The 18,954-nt window shown below is 50.4% G+C and carries 17 protein-coding genes; 8 read left to right on the top strand and 9 right to left on the bottom strand.

Going from position 1 to position 18,954, the window contains the following annotated elements; genetic code table 11:
* The first annotated feature begins 24 nt into the window (after positions 1–24).
* Entirely contained in the window at positions 25–1,410 is a 1,386-nt protein-coding gene (locus HUU10_06155) for a tryptophanase (protein ID NUQ81175.1), read from the top strand.
* On the opposite strand, the gene pgeF is transcribed toward HUU10_06155, so the two are convergent.
* The 5 genes from pgeF to HUU10_06130 are packed head-to-tail and all read right to left on the bottom strand — an operon-like array spanning position 1,400 to position 6,383.
* Entirely contained in the window at positions 1,400–2,155 is a 756-nt protein-coding gene (pgeF, locus tag HUU10_06150) for a peptidoglycan editing factor PgeF (protein ID NUQ81174.1), read from the bottom strand. The genes HUU10_06155 and pgeF overlap by 11 nt on opposite strands.
* Positions 2,152–3,225 (bottom strand): hypothetical protein, encoded by a 1,074-nt coding sequence (locus tag HUU10_06145; GenBank protein ID NUQ81173.1) that lies wholly within the window; start codon positions 3,223–3,225, stop codon positions 2,152–2,154. The genes pgeF and HUU10_06145 overlap by 4 nt, the downstream gene beginning before the upstream one ends.
* On the bottom strand, positions 3,222–4,064 hold the full coding sequence (locus HUU10_06140) for a shikimate dehydrogenase (protein NUQ81172.1): 843 nt from the start codon (positions 4,062–4,064) through the stop codon (positions 3,222–3,224). The genes HUU10_06145 and HUU10_06140 overlap by 4 nt, the downstream gene beginning before the upstream one ends.
* A gap of 2 nt (positions 4,065–4,066) precedes the next feature.
* Complete coding sequence (locus tag HUU10_06135; protein ID NUQ81171.1) at positions 4,067–5,470, bottom strand: tetratricopeptide repeat protein; 1,404 nt, start codon at positions 5,468–5,470, stop codon at positions 4,067–4,069.
* A 55-nt stretch (positions 5,471–5,525) separates the two neighbouring features.
* Positions 5,526–6,383 (bottom strand): geranylgeranylglycerol-phosphate geranylgeranyltransferase, encoded by an 858-nt coding sequence (locus tag HUU10_06130; GenBank protein NUQ81170.1) that lies wholly within the window; start codon positions 6,381–6,383, stop codon positions 5,526–5,528.
* A gap of 51 nt (positions 6,384–6,434) precedes the next feature.
* Here HUU10_06130 and HUU10_06125 point away from each other — a divergent pair, with 51 nt between their 5' ends.
* The 5 genes from HUU10_06125 (at position 6,435) to HUU10_06105 (ending at position 10,273) form a co-directional block, all read left to right on the top strand.
* Positions 6,435–6,977, top strand: a complete 543-nt coding sequence (locus HUU10_06125) for a DUF192 domain-containing protein (GenBank protein ID NUQ81169.1) — start codon at positions 6,435–6,437, stop codon at positions 6,975–6,977.
* 92 nt (positions 6,978–7,069) lie between these two features.
* Positions 7,070–7,846, top strand: coding sequence for a hypothetical protein (locus HUU10_06120; protein NUQ81168.1), 777 nt, complete (start codon positions 7,070–7,072; stop codon positions 7,844–7,846).
* A 17-nt stretch (positions 7,847–7,863) separates the two neighbouring features.
* The gene (locus tag HUU10_06115) at positions 7,864–8,640 is read left to right on the top strand and encodes a TIGR00282 family metallophosphoesterase (GenBank protein NUQ81167.1); all 777 of its coding nucleotides are present in this window, start codon (positions 7,864–7,866) and stop codon (positions 8,638–8,640) included.
* 1 nt (position 8,641) lies between these two features.
* Positions 8,642–9,526 (top strand): bifunctional methylenetetrahydrofolate dehydrogenase/methenyltetrahydrofolate cyclohydrolase FolD, encoded by an 885-nt coding sequence (folD, locus tag HUU10_06110; protein NUQ81166.1) that lies wholly within the window; start codon positions 8,642–8,644, stop codon positions 9,524–9,526.
* Between the two features lie 39 nt (positions 9,527–9,565).
* Positions 9,566–10,273, top strand: a complete 708-nt coding sequence (locus HUU10_06105; protein ID NUQ81165.1) for a tetratricopeptide repeat protein — start codon at positions 9,566–9,568, stop codon at positions 10,271–10,273.
* Positions 10,274–10,325: 52 nt separating this feature from the next.
* Here HUU10_06105 and HUU10_06100 read toward each other — a convergent pair whose 3' ends face one another.
* On the bottom strand, positions 10,326–13,553 hold the full coding sequence (locus tag HUU10_06100; protein ID NUQ81164.1) for a hypothetical protein: 3,228 nt from the start codon (positions 13,551–13,553) through the stop codon (positions 10,326–10,328).
* A 55-nt stretch (positions 13,554–13,608) separates the two neighbouring features.
* Here HUU10_06100 and HUU10_06095 point away from each other — a divergent pair, with 55 nt between their 5' ends.
* Positions 13,609–14,838, top strand: coding sequence for a U32 family peptidase (locus tag HUU10_06095; GenBank protein NUQ81163.1), 1,230 nt, complete (start codon positions 13,609–13,611; stop codon positions 14,836–14,838).
* Positions 14,835–15,731, top strand: coding sequence for a diacylglycerol kinase family lipid kinase (locus HUU10_06090; GenBank protein NUQ81162.1), 897 nt, complete (start codon positions 14,835–14,837; stop codon positions 15,729–15,731). The genes HUU10_06095 and HUU10_06090 overlap by 4 nt, the downstream gene beginning before the upstream one ends.
* Before the next feature lie 264 nt (positions 15,732–15,995).
* Here the strand turns inward: HUU10_06090 and HUU10_06085 are convergent, their stop codons facing one another.
* The 3 genes from HUU10_06085 to HUU10_06075 are packed head-to-tail and all read right to left on the bottom strand — an operon-like array spanning position 15,996 to position 18,954.
* On the bottom strand, positions 15,996–16,274 hold the full coding sequence (locus HUU10_06085; protein ID NUQ81161.1) for a cell division protein ZapA: 279 nt from the start codon (positions 16,272–16,274) through the stop codon (positions 15,996–15,998).
* A 2-nt stretch (positions 16,275–16,276) separates the two neighbouring features.
* On the bottom strand, positions 16,277–16,543 hold the full coding sequence (locus HUU10_06080; GenBank protein ID NUQ81160.1) for a hypothetical protein: 267 nt from the start codon (positions 16,541–16,543) through the stop codon (positions 16,277–16,279).
* Positions 16,540–18,954 (bottom strand): phenylalanine--tRNA ligase subunit beta, encoded by a 2,415-nt coding sequence (locus HUU10_06075; protein ID NUQ81159.1) that lies wholly within the window; start codon positions 18,952–18,954, stop codon positions 16,540–16,542. Before HUU10_06075 ends, HUU10_06080 begins: the two co-directional genes overlap by 4 nt.

Below are 18,954 nucleotides of genomic sequence, written 5' to 3'. Positions count from 1 at the left end.
TGACCAACACAGAAAAGGACCCACATGAAATTTCCTGCCGAACCTTTCAAAATCAAGGTAGTGGAACCGATCCGGATGACCACCCGTGAAGAAAGAGATGAATTGCTTCTTACTGCCGGTAACAACCTGTTCTCAATCCCATCGGATTCCATCTTTATTGATCTGCTGACCGACAGCGGAACCAGTGCCATGAGTGACCGCCAGTGGGCAGGTCTCATGGTAGGAGATGAGGCCTATGCGGGAAGCCGCAGCTTCTTCCGGTTTGAATCGGTGGTGCGTTCTCTAACCGGTTTTACTCATATCATTCCCACCCATCAGGGCCGGGTTGCTGAGAACCTATTATTCTCAACACTATGCAATGAGACCAGCATCATTCCTTCGAACAGTCATTTCGATACCACACGGGCCAATATTGAAATTCACAAAGCCACTGCCCTCGATCTGGTCATCGATGAAGCGTATGAACCAGGTAATCTGCACCCATTTAAAGGAAACATGGATCTGGGAAAACTGGAATCCGCCCTTAAAAAATATGGTAAAGAACGGATTCCGGTCTGCATGCTCACCATCACCAACAACTCAGGCGGCGGACAACCCGTTTCCATGGAAAACATCCGCCAGGTGCGGGAGTTGCTGAACCGGTATGGAGTGCCCCTGATTCTGGATGCCTGCCGTTTTGCCGAGAATGCCTGGTTTATCAAGAAACGGGAACCCGGATATGCCAACCGGAGCATTGAATCGATCGCACAGGAAATGTTCTCTCATGCAGATGGATGCACCATGTCGGCTAAAAAGGACGGATTGGTCAACATGGGCGGATTTCTGGCTTTGAATGATACTCAACTGGCCCGCCAGATCACCAACCTACTGATCCTGATTGAAGGATTCCCCACCTATGGCGGTTTGGCCGGACGGGATCTTGAGGCCATAGCGATTGGATTGACCGAGGTACTGGATGAAAATTACCTTGCCTACCGGACCAGTCAGGTGGAATATCTGGCTGATCTGCTCACTCAGGCCGGAATTGCAGTTATTCAGCCAGCCGGTGGTCATGCCGTTTATGTGGATGCGAGGCATTTTTATCCGCACATTCCTCCGGTAAACTTTCCCGGTCAGGTTCTGGTCGTTGAGTTGTACCGGCAGTTCGGAATCAGAACGGTGGAAATCGGGACGCTAATGTTCGGGAAGAAAGACCCGGCTACCGGACAGGAATTGGTGCCCAGACTGGATCTGGTCCGATTGGCCATTCCCCGACGGGTCTATACCACCATGCACATGACCTACGTGGCCGAAGCCCTGATTTCGCTGTATCAGAACCGTGAGGCAGTACGGGGATTGCAATTGGAGTACGAAGCACCGGTTTTACGGCATTTCACTGCCCGTCTGCGTCCGTTGCAGACTAAGACCTGATCATAATCCCTGCCATCATCCGGCCGGTAACTCCCTTTTCCGCACGGAACGAGTAATACCGGTCGGTCATGCAGGCTGTGCATTCATTCAGATCCTCAATCTGGTGGTTCTGCAATCCGGCCTCGGTCAGTGATCGCCGGATGATAGATGGTAAATCCACCATCCAGGTGCCAGGTTCCGGCCCGGCAGTGACCGACCAAACCGGAAACTGATTAACAATATCCTCCCTTACCTGGAAATGACAGGACCGGATACCGGGGCCGATAATCACTTCAACAGCCGATAAATCAGAACCCATCTGCCGGAAACGGTTCAGCTGCTGAACCTGGATGCCGCCGACCGTTCCGCGCCATCCACAATGATTCACAGCCACAGAACCCGTGGAAGGATCATAAAACCAAACCGGAAAGCAGTCTGCCACAGAGACATTCAGAAGAACACCGGGTTGACGGGTCATAAAACCATCGGTATCTGGTATTTCCTGGCCGCAATCAGATTCTGCAATAGAGGTGCCATGACATTGGTAACCAAATACCATCTGCCGGGTATTCACCCCAAAAAAACCCGCATACAACTCACGGTTTTTACTGACCACACCAAGATCTTCTCCCGCCGACCTTCCCAGGTTAAATGAATGAAACGGAGGTTGACTGAACCCGCCCAAACGGGTCGAAATACCGGCCACAACCGAATGAAGGGATGAACGGAAATAAACAGGTCGTATACCGGGATGTGACAGATTCATAGGTAAGGTTGTGGTTTCAGTACATCAGGAGTCAGACCCCGGACAAGATCGGGGATTTCACCAAAAGGGGCATCGTAATAAGTCGGATCAAGATAGATATATGGTTGATTATCTATGAAATAGACATCTCCATTCCAGGTTTCTGGTGCACGGATCAATACACTCACATGGTCAGGAAAATCAGCCAGATAAACGGGCAGGTGTGTCAGATTCATCAGAAGCAATGCAAGAAGAATGGACCGGTCTTCGCAATCAGATCCTTCCGCAAAAAACAATTCCGGTGGCCAGGAAAGGTGTTCACGGCCATACAGGGACCGGTCATCCTGATAAGGAAATACCTGAAGAATCAGCTGTCTGAGGCTCTCGGCAATCTGGTATTCATCAAGCCCTTCCTTTTTAAACAGCTGGTGCAAATCGGCCAGCCATTGTCTTTCATCTCCGGCTGTAAACCTGAAATTCAACGCATACCGGAAATCCATCACCGGAAGGCTTCTGTAAAAACTGATCAGGTTCCGGTCCGAGCGAATGATTAACGAAAACGACTGACCGTTCCAGGACCATTCGGCCAACCGGCTAACCGGATCCGGAATCACAGCCGGGGGTTTTTCAAGCAATCGGAGCGGTCTGCCCGGATTCCGGTTCTCTTCCGATTCGCGGATGGTCACCGTTCTGCGTGCCAGTTTAAAAAAGTGACTTTGAATAAAGTCGTAGTACCGGTGGGAACCGATGCGGAAAAAGGATACACCAAACAAGGGTTCTTCGACGGGAACCAGCGGGACCGGGTATTCCTGCGGTGAGTCAACCCAAAGCACGGGAATTCCCTGCTTTTCCCATAACTGACCGGCCAGTGAATGAAGATGGGAGGTATCAGATCCTGCCACCATCGCGGCCACCGAAAATCCTATCCGGACTCGTTGCCAATCGGTCCAGTCGGCGGTGGTGTCAATGCCGGCAATGACCTGTTCAATCCAGACATTCTGACCCGCCTTGTCACTTGGAAACATCCCGAACCGGAGGGTATAGCCATCCAGAAAAACCTGCAATACAGCTGCCAGAATCAGTGTGATCATCCGTCGATCAGGTCCGAAATGGCCTGTTGACACACTTCCACGGAAGGTTGAATGCCAAACCAGTGGTAAAAAGCAGAGGCAGCCTGCCCGACAAGCATGGGGGCGCCATTCACTGTTTCAGATCCGACCGACCGGAAATGTTCCAGGAAGGGGGTCACAGCCGGACGGTAAATGAGATCATAAGCCAGAACCGGTTTGCCCAATGAGTATAGGAAATCCGGATTAAAGGTTGAACCGGTACCTGCCATGCCGACCGGAGTGGTATTCACAATCAGATCCGGAGTTGAAAACCCGATCATCGGAGACTCGTAGTCCGATTGAAGTACCGGTATCCCCGGAATCTGACAATCCCGGCGGGAAATGACAGTCACCTGACAGCCAACCGATTGCAAGGCATATACCACCGCGCGTGCCGAGCCCCCCCAGCCGAGAACGCAGGCCGTCCGGAGGGTCCTTCCTGAAAGCGGAGCCAGAAAACCCTGCCAATCGGTGTTGGTGGATTCCCAGCGGTTGTTTCTCTTCACCACCGTATTACCGGCCCCGATTCTGATGGTCAGAGAATCAGGATGGTACGAAAGCAAGACCTCTTTAAACGGGATGGTCAGGTTGAATCCCCTGCATCGGGAAACCGTTTGGGTAGCCTCGAGCAACCGATGAACCTCTGCCGGATCGGCAGCCTGAATGGCAACATAGTCCATGTTCAATTTGGCTTCACGGGCAAAAAGCGATTGGATACGGGGTGATCGGGTATGTGAGATGGGATTGCCGACCACTCCAAGGAGCATCGGACCTTGATCCGGTTCGCAGAGCGCGAGGAACTCCTGAACGGTAATGACCATACTCAGACTAATCTGGAACGGAAGTCATCACCAAACAAGCCGGGCAACTGGTCAATTAAGGACTGGATCCTGATCGGATCAATCCGGCCTGCCTGGCGGAGGTGTTCCCAGGCTTTTTCATTGTCATCCAGTGAAAAATAAATCTGAGCCGCAAGAATGCGGTAATTGTAATCTGAACTATTCTGGATGACGGCCATTTTTACGGCCTTCTCTGCTTCTCTGTTCAATTCCAGTTCAAAAGCTGTTTCAGCCAGGTCAAACCAGGCCTGATGGTTGGTGGAATCGACACTGACCACCCGTTTGTAAAATGGAAGTGACTCCTCCACCCGGCCGAGATTGTAAAGAGAGTCCGCAATGGCATAGATAAAATCGGGATTGGCAGGTTCCAGTCTGGAAGCCATCTGAAATGCATTCAAGGCTTCGATATATCGTTCCAGACCATCATGGGCGCATCCCAGTGCATAATAGGCATCGGCGTTATCCGGTTCTGCAGAAAGAACTTCTTTCAGCAGAGAGATTGCCCGGTTGTGTTTGCCTGTTTCCATCAGGGCACCTGCCAGGTTCTGCCGGGCAGCATGATCCTCCGGTTCCAGTTTCAGGTATTCATCATAGACTTCAACCGATTCGGCAAACTGACCGATTTTGACCAGCGTGTTGGCCTTGTTGAAAAGCGCGGGGGAAAAATCGTCATGGATGGCCAGCGACATGTCGAATGCATGGAGCGCCGACTCAAACTGCTCCTGCTTGCTGAAAGCAATACCGAGGTTATACCAGGCGTTGAAATTGTACGGATCGGTATCCAGTTGTTTTTCATAGTACTCGACTGAACGAGCACTCTCACCAATCATATCGTAACAATATCCGAGCTCGAAGGAGGCATCCCGATGAACCGGATTCAGTTCAAGGCATTGTTTAAAATACCCAACTGCTTTTTCCCAGGCCTCCATTTTTTCATGAATGATTCCGAGGTTGAAATAGACATCCGGATTTCCCGGATCCAGATCAAGGGCATGCATAAAGCAGGAAAGCGCCTCCTCATAACTTCCGAGGTTATCGAGGCAAATTCCCTTGTTAATAAGCAATTCAGGATCGGAAGGATTAAAAACCAGCGCAGAATTGAAGCACTCGAGTGCTTCTTCCCACTGTCCGGTGTCATTGAGCAACACACCACGGCGTGCGGTGAAATCTGAATTGCCGGGAGAGGTTTCCAGAACCTTGTTTACAATGTGAAGGGCTTCGATGAAATAGTCGTGCTCCATGTAAAACTCGAGCATTTCCTCGATCAGGTCCGGATCAAAGGTGAGCGCACCGTTCTCGAGAAGTCTGTCGAGATGACGGTCAAATTCTTTCTTCTGTGGCGGATCCTGCCGGCGTCGCCGCGAGGCATTCAAATCGTCTGAAGGCACAACGGGTTCCTGTTATTTTCTGCAAAGGTAACCTAAATCGGTTGTCCTTTCCACCTTACCATAGTTTCCCGGCGATCAAGGCAGCCAATGCAGGCACGATCACCACCTTTAACAGACTGGCAGGCAGGCGGAAATGGGACGGTAATGACGCCCGTCCAACAAGAATCAGAATGAAAATCATAACGGGGACCACCACCATCAGGTACAAGTACAGAAAGCCCGTTCCCCATGCACCTGACCAGACAGGGACCAGTCCGCTGAAAGCGGCTACCAATACTAACACGAATAGAATAATTCTGGTCAGCGGCAATCCCATCCGGACAGGAAACGTGCCAAAACCAGCCAATCGGTCACCTGGCTCATCACAGGCATCTTTGGCAAGTTCCCGGGGCAAAGAGAAACAAAAAACGACCAGAGCCGGATATAGCGTTTCCGTCCAGGCGCCGGCCACCAGCCCGGTAAAGAGAAAAACAGACGCCAGCAACCAGGAAACCACCAGATTTCCGATCAGCGGAGTTCCTTTCAGTCCGGATGAATACCAAATGAGAAGAAAGGCGTTCAGCAAGGCCAGCCCCGTGGCTTCTGCAGGAAGGAATACCGCTGAAACCACCAGACCAGCAGACATCATCAGTTTCCAGACCATGCTGACCAGGCCCAATGGCAGCCTGTTACTGACTAATGGGCGCCCCGGACGGTTGATACGGTCTGTTTCAATGTCCTTAACATCGTTCAGCATGTTTCCCGCCGCCGTTATCATCAGAACGGAAAAGGACGATGACCAGATAAGAAACAGGTCGTTCAGTCCCACCAACCAGCTTACCACAATCACAGACAGAAGCGCCAGAGATAGGTTCAGTGGTCGTGTCAGTGCCAGCCAGAGTGCTGCCTGTCTGAAAATGGAGGTTCTTTCCAACAGATGCCTTTCGTTATCTTTGCACAAGAAAGTCGAAACTGAAAGCATCGTATGCAAATATTCCGGAAAAAATGGATTCTGGCAGTCCTCATTCTGCTGGCTGTAGCCTCCCTGCTGCTATACATGAGCGGGAATTTTTCCTCCCGCATTTCAACACCACGCACCGAGGCAGTCAAAACCATCCCTTTCCGGCATGATGGCCAATTGGTCATCACTGATGAAACCGGTCGGGAACGGGCCCGACTCCAGATTGAAATCGCAGAAAATGATCAGTCCAGGGCACAGGGGTTGATGTACCGGGATCCGTTGCCCGATACCCAGGGTATGCTGTTCCTGTTTCCGTATGATATGATTCAGACGTTCTGGATGAAAAACACACCCTCAACCCTCGATATGATTTTCATAAACTCGGCTGGAAAAATTGTGACGATTCATTCTTACACACAGCCCTTTTCAACCGAACGATATTCCTCAGACCAGCCTGCCCGGCAGGTTCTGGAAGTCAGAGGCGGGTTCTGTGAAACGTATGAAATCACCACGGGTCAGACGGTTTCCTTCACACGGAATACCCCGGTCACCGGACCCACTCCCTGAAACCCTGATTTTTCTTTTCTGGCCTGCCGGCGGATCCTGATTTGATGATGTCCTGCCAGCTTGGTAATTTTAACATTTAAGGTAACCTCTTCATGATGCCCCGCCTGTTAACTCACCTTTCAACCATTCTCTGGGGAATCGGGGCCGTCGGTACCCTCGTCCTTCATTCAATGGGTCTGATTGAGGATGAAAACCTGGTGGGTGTGTTCTTTGTGATCATTTGCCTGTATATCTTCTACAGCGTGGTACAGAACTGGCAGCTTTCCTCCCGTCTGGACCGGATTGAGTCGGGATTGAATCAGAACCATGACATGATTAACCTGATTCACACCGAAACCAGAAACAATCTTTCCAGAATCAGACTGATCGACAACCCAAGGGATGAAATGGTCTGGACCGGATTCAACCGCGACTTTTTCATGTTCAATCCCCCGCTGACCCTGGCCAGTGATGAGCTACTCTCCCTGTTTTCTGACAACTTCAGGTCGGGTGGACTGAAACGGATCAGAATTTTATTGTTCGATGGAGTTACCCCAGCCGAACAGGAACGCCAGCGGAAACGGATGGAACGGTTGCATACGCTGATTAAGAAAGCAACAGCCGGCGGGATGGAAGCGGAGATTTATCAGAAACTTCAGGTCAGAATTGTACGTGACCATCACATTCCTGAATCTTCCTATTTTATCGGACACCGATTAAATGATCCGGTGGTGATTTTGTACGCATACCCTTTGGTGTATGGCGAGCAGCCCCATTCCGGATTCGAAATTCATGACACCAACACCATCGCCCTTCTGACTGCGGAATTCAATCAGAAGTGGAATCAGGGTACCATTTTACCGGTTTCCGGGGAAGGAACAACCAATTGAATACTGAAATTACGATCATGGTTATCGGCGATGTGATTGCCGAACAGGGATTGACCACGGTTGAAAGACTTCTTCCCGGCTTTGTTCAGCAACACCGTATCGATTTTGTGATCGCCAACGGCGAGAATCTCCATGAAGGACGCGGACTTAACGAAGAGATGATCTCCCGGTTGTATCAGGCAGGTGTACATGTCATTACCGGCGGCAACCATTCATTTGACAAGCACAAAATCTTCCCTTACTGGCAATCAGATAAACGCCTGTTGCGGCCGCTGAACTACCCGAAAGGAAATCCGGGTTACGGTTATGGAATCTATGACATTCCCAATGGGAAAGGAAAAATCGGCGTCCTGAATCTGCAGGGACGGACTTACATGTATCCCATCGACTGTCCGTTTAAAACCTCCGATTGGATCATTGACAAGATGAAGCAGGAAACCCGGCTGATCATTGTGGATTTTCATGCCGATGCCAGCGCGGAGAAAATTTCGATGGGTTGGTATCTGAATGGAAAGGTGGGTGCGGTTGTGGGCACACATACCCACACCCCAACGGCTGATAACCGGATTCTGCCGGAAGGAACAGCCTATATTTCAGATATCGGAATGACGGGGCCTTATGATTCAGTCATTGGCATGAAAAAGGAAGCGGCCTTACGCCGTTTTGTTCTGGGTTCGCCCTCCAAATATGAGCCGGCCACAGAGGATCTGCATTTCGCCTCGGTAATCATCAGGGCCGATGTCATGACCGGTAAGGCTTCAAAAATCGATCGTTTGTTTTTTCCGGAGTTTTAAAGTGACACAGGTGATTGACGGAAAACAGATTTCACAGGATATTAAACAGGAAGTTTCCCTTGGGATTGAAAGGCGGATGTCAGCGGGTCTTCGGGCACCCGGTCTTGCCGTCATTCTGGTTGGAGAAAACCCTGCCTCGAAGGCTTATGTGGGTTCAAAAATAAAAACCTGCGCCGAACTGGGCATTATCAGTTTCAGTGATCACCTTCCTGCGGAGGTTTCAGAAAAGGACTTGCTTGATCGCGTGCGGTTCTACAATCAGCACCCAGAGGTGGATGGCATTCTGGTTCAGATGCCGTTGCCAGCCCATATTAATCCGCAGAAGGTGATTGAAACCATCGATTACCGGAAGGATGTTGATGGATTTCACCCGATTAATGCCGGGAAATTGGTGACAGGAGATCCCTGCTTCGTTCCCTGCACGCCAGCTGGAATTCTTGAAATGCTCGACCGAAGCGGAAACCGGCCCGACGGGAAACATGCCGTGGTCATTGGCCGCAGCAACATTGTGGGCAAGCCCATGGCCAATCTGTTACTTCAAAAAAGCAAAAAAGGCAATGCAACCGTCACCATCTGCCACACCGGTACGAAGAACATGGGGCAATTTACCAGGCAGGCCGATATTCTGGTGGTTGCCGCCGGCGCCGTGAATGCAGTCACCCCCGACATGATCAAGCCGGGAGTGGTTATCATTGATGTCGGAATGAACCGCATTCCCGATCCCACAAAGGCATCAGGCTACCGGCTAACCGGTGATGTTGATTATGAAGGATGCTTCCCATTGGCCTCTGCGATAACGCCTGTTCCCGGTGGAGTCGGGCCCATGACCATTGCCATGCTGATGAAGAACACACTGGCAAGTGCAAACCATGAAATTTATTCGTAAATTGTAAGTCTGTTTTTTATCAGGAGTTATAGTTCGATTATGCTGAAAGCAAAGAAACCGGTCAAAGTTTCACAAAAAGAAATCCGGGAAGATAATCTGGTGACCGCCTATACACGGTTCATGGGCTGGTATTATAAAAATGAGCGGACCGTTCTGATTGCCGGAGCAGCACTTTTGCTGGTCATTATCGGAAGTATTTCCTGGGCCTTTTTAAAGAGCAGCCAGGAAGAAGAAGCAGCCGATCTGCTGGCTAAAGTGTATCCCATGGTTGCTACCCAGCAATGGGAAAAGGCATTAAATGGTGATTCCACCAATGCATCGGTTGGCTTAGCAGCCATTGCAGATGACTTTTCGGGTACTTCAAGCGGCTCCATTGCTGCGTTCTATGCCGGTAAGGCCAATATGGAACTTGGCAATTACGAGCAGGCATTTGAATACTTTGATATGGTCTCCTCAAAAAGCCCGCATCTGGAAGCAGCCGCTTTAGGTGGCATGGCTGCCGTCTATGAGCACCAGAAAGAACCTGCAAAAGCCTCTGATTTATACAGCAAGGCTGCTGAAAAGGCTGGAAATCCGCTTCTGACTCCCCGGTACCTGTATCTGGCCGCACTGACCGCGGCAGAGGCCGGCGAATACTCGAACGCCATCGATTTTCTGACCGATCTGAAAGAAAATTACAAGGACGCTGCCTACACACGGGATGCCGACAAATTGCTGGCCTTGTATCAGGCAAAATCACTTAACTGATCTGATTGACCTGTTGGTATTAAAGGGGATTCCTCGATGAGGGTCCCCTTTTTTATTGCATTCTGACCGGCAAAGTCACCGAAAAGCAACTTCCCTCACCCGGCGACGATTCCACCGAGATGGTACCATGGTGAGCATTGACAATACCGTAAACCACAAACAACCCCAATCCGCTTCCCTTGCCCACCTGACGGGTCGAGTAAAATGGTTCAAAAATCTTCTTAACCGATTCCTCAGGAATTCCCTCACCGGTATCGGCAACTGAAAATTGAACCGTGTTTTCATCCTTCGGAGAAATCGACAGTGTTAACAGACCTCCGTGGGGCATGGCGTCCTCAGCATTTGAAATCAGGTTGAAAATCACCTGATTGATCTGTCCGGGAAAGCAATCCACCAAAGGAACCGGCTTAAAATCCTTTACAATAAGGACAGAAGGCGATAATCTGCCCCCGATAACCGACAAAGTGGTTTCGAAACAATCTGCTATACTGGTCTTTTTGGGAGTATCTTCTTCCGGACGTGCAAATCGTCTGAATCCCGATACAATGGCTTCTGTTCTTTTAGCTCCATCCTGAATTCCCGACAAAAGGACAGGGATTTCTTTCAGGATTTCATCATAATCGTGAAGATGGAGTGCATCGGCCAGGCCCGGAATGGGCAGCTGACGCGCATCATTGACCAGACTGGTCAGCAGATCGAAATCCCGTTTCAGCGGAACCAGTGCAGACAGGATGTAATTCATCGGATTATTAAGTTCGTGGGCAAGACCAGCCGTCAATTGTCCCAGCGACGCCATTTTCTCATTTTGAATTAACTGAAACTGGGTTTGCTGCAATCGGGTCAGAGCAACTTGCAATGCATCCGATTTTTCACGGAGCGACTCCCGTGCTTCATCACTCCGCTGCTTTTCTGCCACAATATCACGTGTCCGCTCATTCACCAGCACCGCCAGCCGGCGCTCCGAATTTTTCAGGCTCGAAATCCGGTAAAAGTGCCCACCTGTCAGTAATAGTCCGAAAAATCCGACCAGAATGATCCAGAACCAACTTGTCTGGTAAAACAGAGGTTCCACATAGAGATCCACCGAAGCGCCATCATCATTCCAATACCCATCGTTATTGGCTGCAATCACCTGAAACCGGTAACGCCCGGGAGGCAGGTTGGTATAGGTGGCCTGTCTGAGGTTGCGGGCATCGATCCAATCATCGTCATAACCAAATAACCGGTACCGGCACTGAACCTTTTCCGGCTCGATAAAAGACAGCACTGCAAACTGAAATTCGAATCGCTTGATACCTGGTGATAGTTCAACCCGCTGACTGACCGCCATTGGCAGGTTATAGGACAGAATGGATTCGAGGACAACCGGCGGAGGTGTGGTGTTTATGGTTGGTTTTTCGGCCGGATTCAGGATGGCCATCCCCCGTGCGGTGGGAAACAGCAGTCTGCCATCACGGGTCCGCCAACCAGCCGGCTGGGAACTTCCGTTGCACTGGCTCGTTTTAAGACCATCGGTTTTTCCGTAGGCCTGTGATTCAACCGATTTGCGTCTTCCATCCACCAGATCGAGCAGCTGCTGTCTGGAAACCGAGTAGATTCCTTTGTTACAGGTCATCCATAAATTGCCCTGTGCATCATCCAGAATCTGAAACGCCACATCGTCGAAAAGTCCCTCCCGGGTCGTTATCCTGAACACCTTTTCCGCTTTTAATAGATACAAGCCGGCATCAGTCCCTATCCAGACCAGAGAATCAGCCTCGGGATAAATGGAGAAAACATTGCTCATCAATCCTCCCCCGGGTAACCTGATCATGTCGATCTGGCCATCCGGATTCAGTCTGTTCAGTCCATTGGATGTACCAACCAGAAGAGCTCCTGACGCTTCATAGGCCAATGAGAGAATAAAGTTGTTCGACGTTCCATTCCGGTTCGTAAACAAACTGACCTGACCATTCCGGTAATGATACAATCCGCGGGTTGAGCCAATCCACATACCTCCATTGGACGATGGCAACAATGCACGGATGACCGACCCATTCTGATCGGATGAATAAACAACCGGACTAAACACACCAGCCCGGCCTTTGTACAACCCTTTTCCGGCGGTTCCCACCCAAAGCTGACCCTGTTCATCAGAGGCCACTGATAAAACCTCTGTGACCGGTAATCCCTGAAACTGTTGCCTGATCTTGTTATCTGCTGGATTCCAGGCATTCAGACCGCTGCTGGTTCCGATCCAAACCCAACCATCCGGGGCCTCATAAACAGTCCGTGTGTAATCATCCGATAATCCTTTAGCCGAGGTTAACACGGTAAACCGACCTCGTCTAAGGGTATTCAACCCCACATTGGTACCCACCCACATCGTGCCTTCCCTGTCCTGAAACAGGGACCTGACCCGATTGGAAGACAAACCATCAGCCGTGGTAAAAGAAGACTGCAGACCCGCATTAAACCGGTAGACGCCTTCATCTGTTCCGATCCATAGGCCACCTTCGCGGTCGGACATGAGGGAGGTGATAACCGGGTTTTCTGGTGCCAGTCCGGGAGGTGCTTTTTCAATTTCACGATCGATGATCCTTGCCAATCCATTGCTCGTTCCCACCCAAACCGTCTGGTTCTGGTCGGTCACCAGTGATCGTATATAAAGAGATGGGAGTCCTTCGCGAAGTCCATAGGTAAAAAACTGTCCGTCAGAGAGCCGGATCAGGCCCAAAGGGGTCCCTATCCAGACAGAACCATCAGGGCCGGTTGTCAGTGCAGTAATGGTCTCGCTGATCAGGCCATCAGACAACCGGTACTCTTTCACATTGCCATTCCTGATCTGAAGCAGTCCATTATCGGTTCCCACCCACAACTCATTGTCCTGGCCCATTGCCAGGGACCTGATAAACCGGCCTTGTGTCCGTTGTGAAAAATCAGGAAGGCCGATTTCCTGATTTTTTAATGAGAAGAGTCCGGAACGTGTACCGATCCAGATGGTGGAATCGGTGGTTTCGAGAAGGGAGATAATGGCATGATTGGTAAGTGCGGGTGTATTTCTCGAATCGAAGACGGTAAAAGAGGTCCCGTTATACCGGACCAATCCTTCATACGTTCCCAGCCATATATAGCCAGAATGACTCTGTATAACACTGAGGATGGTGTTTTGGGGCAACCCATCATCGGTGGTCCATTCATCATGGGTATAGGAGTTGATTTCCTGAGACCAGGCTTCCGGACGTTGTATGAATCCGGTGGCAAGCGCCATCAGGAGAAGGGTCAGTATGGGTTTTATCATGGATGAATCTGGCTGTTTTTCAGAATGAACCAAAATAACAGTATGTTTGCCGGATATGAAATCGAAGTCATTTTCACCAGAACTGATGGCTCCTGCAGGAAACCTGATTCATCTGCAGACGGCCATTCATGCCGGAGCGGATGCCATCTATTTTGGTTCCTCCCAATTCAACATGCGGGCAAGAGCACGCAATTTCAGTCCTGATGATCTGGTTCCCATGGTCAATCGTTGCCATGAGGCTGGCGTCAAAGCCTATCTGACTGTCAACACCATCGTTTATGAAAATGAGCTGGATGATTTACGTCAGTTGCTCATACAGGCCGGAGAGGCAAAGACCGACATGGTGATTGCTTGGGACTGGGGAGTGATTGATTTGTGTCAGGAATTGGGTGTTCCCTTTGCCATTTCCACACAGGGTTCTGTTTCCAATTCAGCCGGAATCAGGCTGGCGGAAAAACTGGGAGCCAAACGGGTGGTACTCGCACGGGAGTGCTCTCTTGAAGACCTTCGGCAAATCCGTGAGAAAAGTTCACTCGAAATCGAAGTTTTTGTTCATGGGGCCATGTGTGTAGCCGTTTCGGGTCGCTGTTTTATGAGTCATGAGTTGTTTAATCACTCAGCCAATCGCGGTGATTGCATTCAGCCCTGCCGACGGACGTATGAAGTCACCGCTACTGATACCGAAACCGGAGACCAGCTCATCATCGGTGAAGACTCCATCATGTCACCCAGCGATTTATGTGCGCTTCCCTTTCTTGACCAACTGATTGCCTCAGGCGTTCACTCGCTTAAAATTGAAGGACGAAAACGAAGCCCTGAATACGTTCAGGTGGTCACCGGGGTGTACCGACAGGCCATTGATGCCGTCATGGAAGACCGCTTCACACCCGACCGCATCCAAAACTGGATGGAGCAACTGGGAACCGTGTTTAACCGGGGATTTTCATCCGGATTTTATCTGGACATTCCGGGAGAATCGGCCTGGTCAGCAGGTCCTTCAAATCAGTCAGCCTGGCACAAGGAATACATTGGAAAAATGGTGACTACCCCGGGAGTGCCCGGATCGGTTTCCTTGAAAATCGAAGCACGCAATGCCTTGCGGCATGAAAAAGTGGTACTGAACTCGGTTCATACCGGCGTGGCCTTTTTCGACCTGAACTGGAAAGAAGATCAGCAAGAAGCCATTCAGGGAACGCTGGTGACACCCGATGCCGGTCTGAATTTTCACCCGGGTGATCAGATCTATGCCTGGATCATGGATTCAAAGGGAGATAAATCGGAATGACGGGATCGAAACTTGCCTTTATCGTTAATCCCAATGCCGGTTCAGGAAAAGGGAAAGCCTACGGTCAGCTTCTTGAAGCAGATGCCCGTCAAAGAGGCCTGCAATCCACCTTTTTATATACGTCAGCAACCGGAGAAGCCACTCACCTGGCCAGGAAGGCCGCGGCTGAAGCAGAGGTTATCATTGCGGTTGGCGGTGATGGCACGGTGAATGAAGTATTAAATGGTATATGGGATCTGCCTGTCCGGTTCGGAGTCATTCCATGCGGAACCGGTAACGATTTTATTAAAATGCTCCGGATGGATCCGGCCAATCCGCTGACTGCGCTCGATCAGTTGTTCCGTTATGAAGTGAAGGCAGTCGATGTGGGGTTGGTAGAAACCAATTCTGCCAGGCGGTATTTCGTCAATAACATCGGAATCGGGTTTGATGCCCTGGTTGCAGCACGGGCAAACCGGATAAAATATCTCGGGAAATTTTCTTACGTGCTTTCCGTGATGACCACTCTGGTCACCTACCGGGAACCCACCATCCGGCTATCTGCCAGCGGTCAGGACATGCACTTTCCGTTGTTTCTGATGACGTTTGGAAACGGGACCCATGCAGGAGGCATTTTTCATCTCACACCGGGTGCCCTGATTGATGACGGACTTTTCCACACGACAATCATATCTGATGTCAGGAAAAACCGCGTTTTTAACATCTTTCCCAAAGTCATCAAGGGAACCCATCTGGGTGAACCGGAAGTGAAAAGATTGTTAACGGCTGATGGTAAAATCTGGAGTCCCGAGGATCTGACCATTCATGCAGATGGTGAAATTATCACAAGAAGCGCCAGAGAAATTTCGGTGGGTATTCTGGAAAAACATCTGAAGGTGATTTCGGGACATTAAAAAAGCGCCGCAACACTGCTATTGAGAGGAAATGAAGAATCTCATTTCATGACACGGTGGGATCGGCCTTTTCACTTCTTGCTTCCACTGTTCGTTTTTTGCCGCCGGTTCCAGCCACTTAAGGCATCCGGTGAAACGAAACCGTCAGACGGTTGAGGCCTGCATTACATGAACAGAACGGTGACCCCTGCAGACAATAAATTGTCAGATTCTTATTATCTCGTGGCCAATAGCAGGTGCGGACTTTTCTATTATCGTAAAAAATCAGGATTGTAACAACTTATCGGTAAAGTCAATCATCCGGGTTACTTCGCTCTGAGCAAATCCATCCGGATCTGCCGATTTCTTCCGTTCGGCTTCCAGTGACTCTGCCAGGTTGAGGGCCGTTAAAATCGCCAGAGCAAGAACCGGACGGTCACTTCTTCCCTTGTGAAGCTCATTCATCAACCGGTCAACCTGCTCGGCACACCGGTAAATCAACGCCGGATCATCCCCTTTCAGGGTATATTCCGTATCGAAAATTCTCACTTTCACCGTTTCCATCGTCATTTCTCTCCGGTAAGCTGATCGATTCGGTTGATCAGGGATTTCACCTGACTTTCAATTTCCTGCTTTTCGGTCTGAAAGCTTTGCTGACTCGACTCAAATAACATTCGGGCCTGGCTCAGATCGGATTCCTTGGCACGCAGTTTTTCTTCCAGCTGCATGTTCAGGTGGGTGAGCCGTTCAATTTCAGCCGATTTTTGCTGAAGCCGCTGCTCGATCTGATAGAGATGATCCCATAGTTTACGAAGGTTTTCCAGCTCAATCATACACCCCTCAGTTCGGCCTGATGTGCCGTTTCCATTCCCTTTTTAACCTTTTGGATCCAGGCGTTGATGTCTTCGTCGGTAAATGTCCGGTCCAGGTTCTGAAGTGTGATGCGGAAGGCAACCGACCGCCGGCCGGAATTTTCCCCTTTTGCTTCAAACACATCAAAAACCCTGACATCCTGAATCCAGTCTCGTTCACTTTCGCGGATTGTGGCGATCAGTTTGTCGGCCGGGACCGTTTTATCCACCCAGAAGGCCAGATCTTTTTCAACAGGAAGGAACCGGGGTAATTCACGGTATCGGGGTGTGAGTCGAGAAAGATCATCCAGCAGATCCAGATAGATTTCTGCCACATAAACCGGGTTCCGGCAGTCATAGAATCCGGTGAGTTCTGGTCGAAGCTCGCCCAACGATGCCACTCTTTTCCCATTGGCAAGTAAGACCATTCCATTCGAATAAACCGAATCGGCCTGTGGCTCAGCCTGAAGGGACTGTTGAAGGTGCCAAAGGCCGGTTACCGACATCACAACCGATTTCAGGTCAAAGAAGGATGATTTACGAACCGGTTGATTCCAGTTCTGTTCCAGAAAATCACCCGTCAGCGCAATGGCCAGAATGCGGTTTTCGGTATATCCGGGTAACCGTTTATAACGATCCGATTCTGTTTTCAGAAAAGTTCTGCCGAATTCGAACAGTCGAAGATTGGGTACGCCCATGTTCTGATTTCGCCGGATTACCTGAAGCAACCCCGGAATCATGGATGGTCTGAGGGTTTTCATATCCTCGCTTTGCGGGTTCAGGATTTCCACACTATCCGTGGTAATCAGGTCCGATTCGGGACGGGAAATCATCGAATTGCATATCACTTCCTGAAAGCCGGCCCCGCAAAGAATGAACTTAATCCGGTTATTCCGGTCGTGTTCCTTGGAGGTTTCACTGTTAAAGAAGGTGGTGACGGTCCCCGATTCGGGAATATGCTGAAAACCATGGATCCTGATGAGTTCCTCAATCACATCGATCTCCCGGGTAATGTCGGGGCGATGGGTGGGAATCCGGACCATCATCTGCGTAGCCGATTCACCAATGAGAACGAAACCAAGGTTTTCGAGAATACTGTGTATACGCTCTTTCGGGATTTCAATTCCCAGAATTCGTTTTACCTGCTGAAAACGGACCACCAGTTCATTCTGAACCGGAGGGTGGCTGGTGGCAACCACGGGTTTCAGGGCCAATTTGCCGCCGGTTACTTCGACCATCAGCTTGGCTGCACGCTTGGCAGCATATTCCTGAAGATGGGTATCAATGCCACGTTCGAAGCGGTAACTGCTATCGGTGGAAACCCCTAATCGTTTGGCGGTGCGCCTGATGCTTGCCGGATGAAACCACGCTGATTCAAGCAGGACGGTCCGGGTTGAATCGGTCACTTCCGAATTTTCACCTCCCATAATACCAGCCAGTGCAACGGCCCGGGAGTCATCACCAATCATCAAGGCCCGGTCCGGCAATTCCCTTTCCTTTGAATCAAGGGTGGTAAAACGGGTTTTCCCGGTTTCAAATACTTTGATTTTCCGGCTTTGGATCGTGGAGTAGTCGAAGGCATGAAGGGGCTGTCCACATTCCATCATCACATAATTGGTGGCATCCACCAGAATATTACGCGGTCTCAGTCCCATTAACTGCAGTCGGCGTTGCATCCAATCGGGTGAGGCCACCGGCCGGACCCCATCGAGATACCAGCCCACATAGACCGGGCAGGCAGCTGGTGCGGCCAGTTCTATGCTGATGTACGGATCTGAGGTTTCCTTCAGATAAAAGTCGGGGGAAATCTGGGTGTCCGGGATCCGGACCGGATTACCGGTCAGGGCCGATACTTCGCGTGCAATTCCCAGATGGCTCAGACAGTCGCCGCGGTTGGCGGTAATGGCCACTTCGAGCACATAGTCGGTTTTTAAACCCAGGAGGGTCACCAGATCGAGACCCGGTTTAGTGTTTTCCGGCAACACCCAGATTCCGGGTGATTTGCCTTCCTCAAGTCCGAGTTCTGAGCGGGAACAGATCATTCCCGAGGATTCCACTCCGCGGATGGTGGCTTTGCCGATGGACAGACCACCGGGAAGTTTTGAGCCGGGTACGGCAACGGGAACCATCTGACCGGCCTGTACATTCGGAGCACCGCAGACAATCCTGACGGGCAAGCCATCGCCGAGGTCCACGCTGCAGACACTCAGTTTATCGGCATTCGGGTGCTTATCGCGGTGAAGTACCTTACCGGTGATCACACCGGAAAAGCCGGGTGAATGGTTTTCAATTCCCTCTACTTCCAATCCGGCCAGTGTCAGCCTGGAAGCAAGTTCTTCAGGAGTCCAGTCAAATTCGACAAATTCCCTTAACCAGCTGTAGATTATTTTCAT

This window comes from Bacteroidota bacterium (assembly GCA_013360915.1).
GTDB lineage: Bacteria > Bacteroidota > JABWAT01 > JABWAT01 > JABWAT01 > JABWAT01.
Note: the sequence above shows the minus strand (reverse complement) of the source record. Positions and strands in the feature narration are given on the sequence as shown.

Bases quoted from the DNA above. Each gene is read 5' to 3' on its own strand.
- HUU10_06080 (NUQ81160.1), bottom strand. From the start codon at position 16,543: ATGATTGAGCTGGAAAACCTTCGTAAACTATGGGATCATCTCTATCAG.
- HUU10_06145 (NUQ81173.1), bottom strand. From the start codon at position 3,225: ATGATCACACTGATTCTGGCAGCTGTATTGCAGGTTTTTCTGGATGGC.
- HUU10_06075 (NUQ81159.1), bottom strand. From the start codon at position 18,954: ATGAAAATAATCTACAGCTGGTTAAGGGAATTTGTCGAATTTGACTGG.
- HUU10_06115 (NUQ81167.1), top strand. From the start codon at position 7,864: ATGGTTATCGGCGATGTGATTGCCGAACAGGGATTGACCACGGTTGAA.
- HUU10_06095 (NUQ81163.1), top strand. From the start codon at position 13,609: ATGAAATCGAAGTCATTTTCACCAGAACTGATGGCTCCTGCAGGAAAC.
- HUU10_06155 (NUQ81175.1), top strand. From the start codon at position 25: ATGAAATTTCCTGCCGAACCTTTCAAAATCAAGGTAGTGGAACCGATC.
- HUU10_06125 (NUQ81169.1), top strand. From the start codon at position 6,435: ATGCAAATATTCCGGAAAAAATGGATTCTGGCAGTCCTCATTCTGCTG.
- pgeF (NUQ81174.1), bottom strand. From the start codon at position 2,155: ATGAATCTGTCACATCCCGGTATACGACCTGTTTATTTCCGTTCATCC.
- HUU10_06090 (NUQ81162.1), top strand. From the start codon at position 14,835: ATGACGGGATCGAAACTTGCCTTTATCGTTAATCCCAATGCCGGTTCA.
- HUU10_06105 (NUQ81165.1), top strand. From the start codon at position 9,566: ATGCTGAAAGCAAAGAAACCGGTCAAAGTTTCACAAAAAGAAATCCGG.
- HUU10_06140 (NUQ81172.1), bottom strand. From the start codon at position 4,064: ATGGTCATTACCGTTCAGGAGTTCCTCGCGCTCTGCGAACCGGATCAA.
- HUU10_06120 (NUQ81168.1), top strand. From the start codon at position 7,070: ATGATGCCCCGCCTGTTAACTCACCTTTCAACCATTCTCTGGGGAATC.
- HUU10_06085 (NUQ81161.1), bottom strand. From the start codon at position 16,274: ATGGAAACGGTGAAAGTGAGAATTTTCGATACGGAATATACCCTGAAA.
- HUU10_06100 (NUQ81164.1), bottom strand. From the start codon at position 13,553: ATGATAAAACCCATACTGACCCTTCTCCTGATGGCGCTTGCCACCGGA.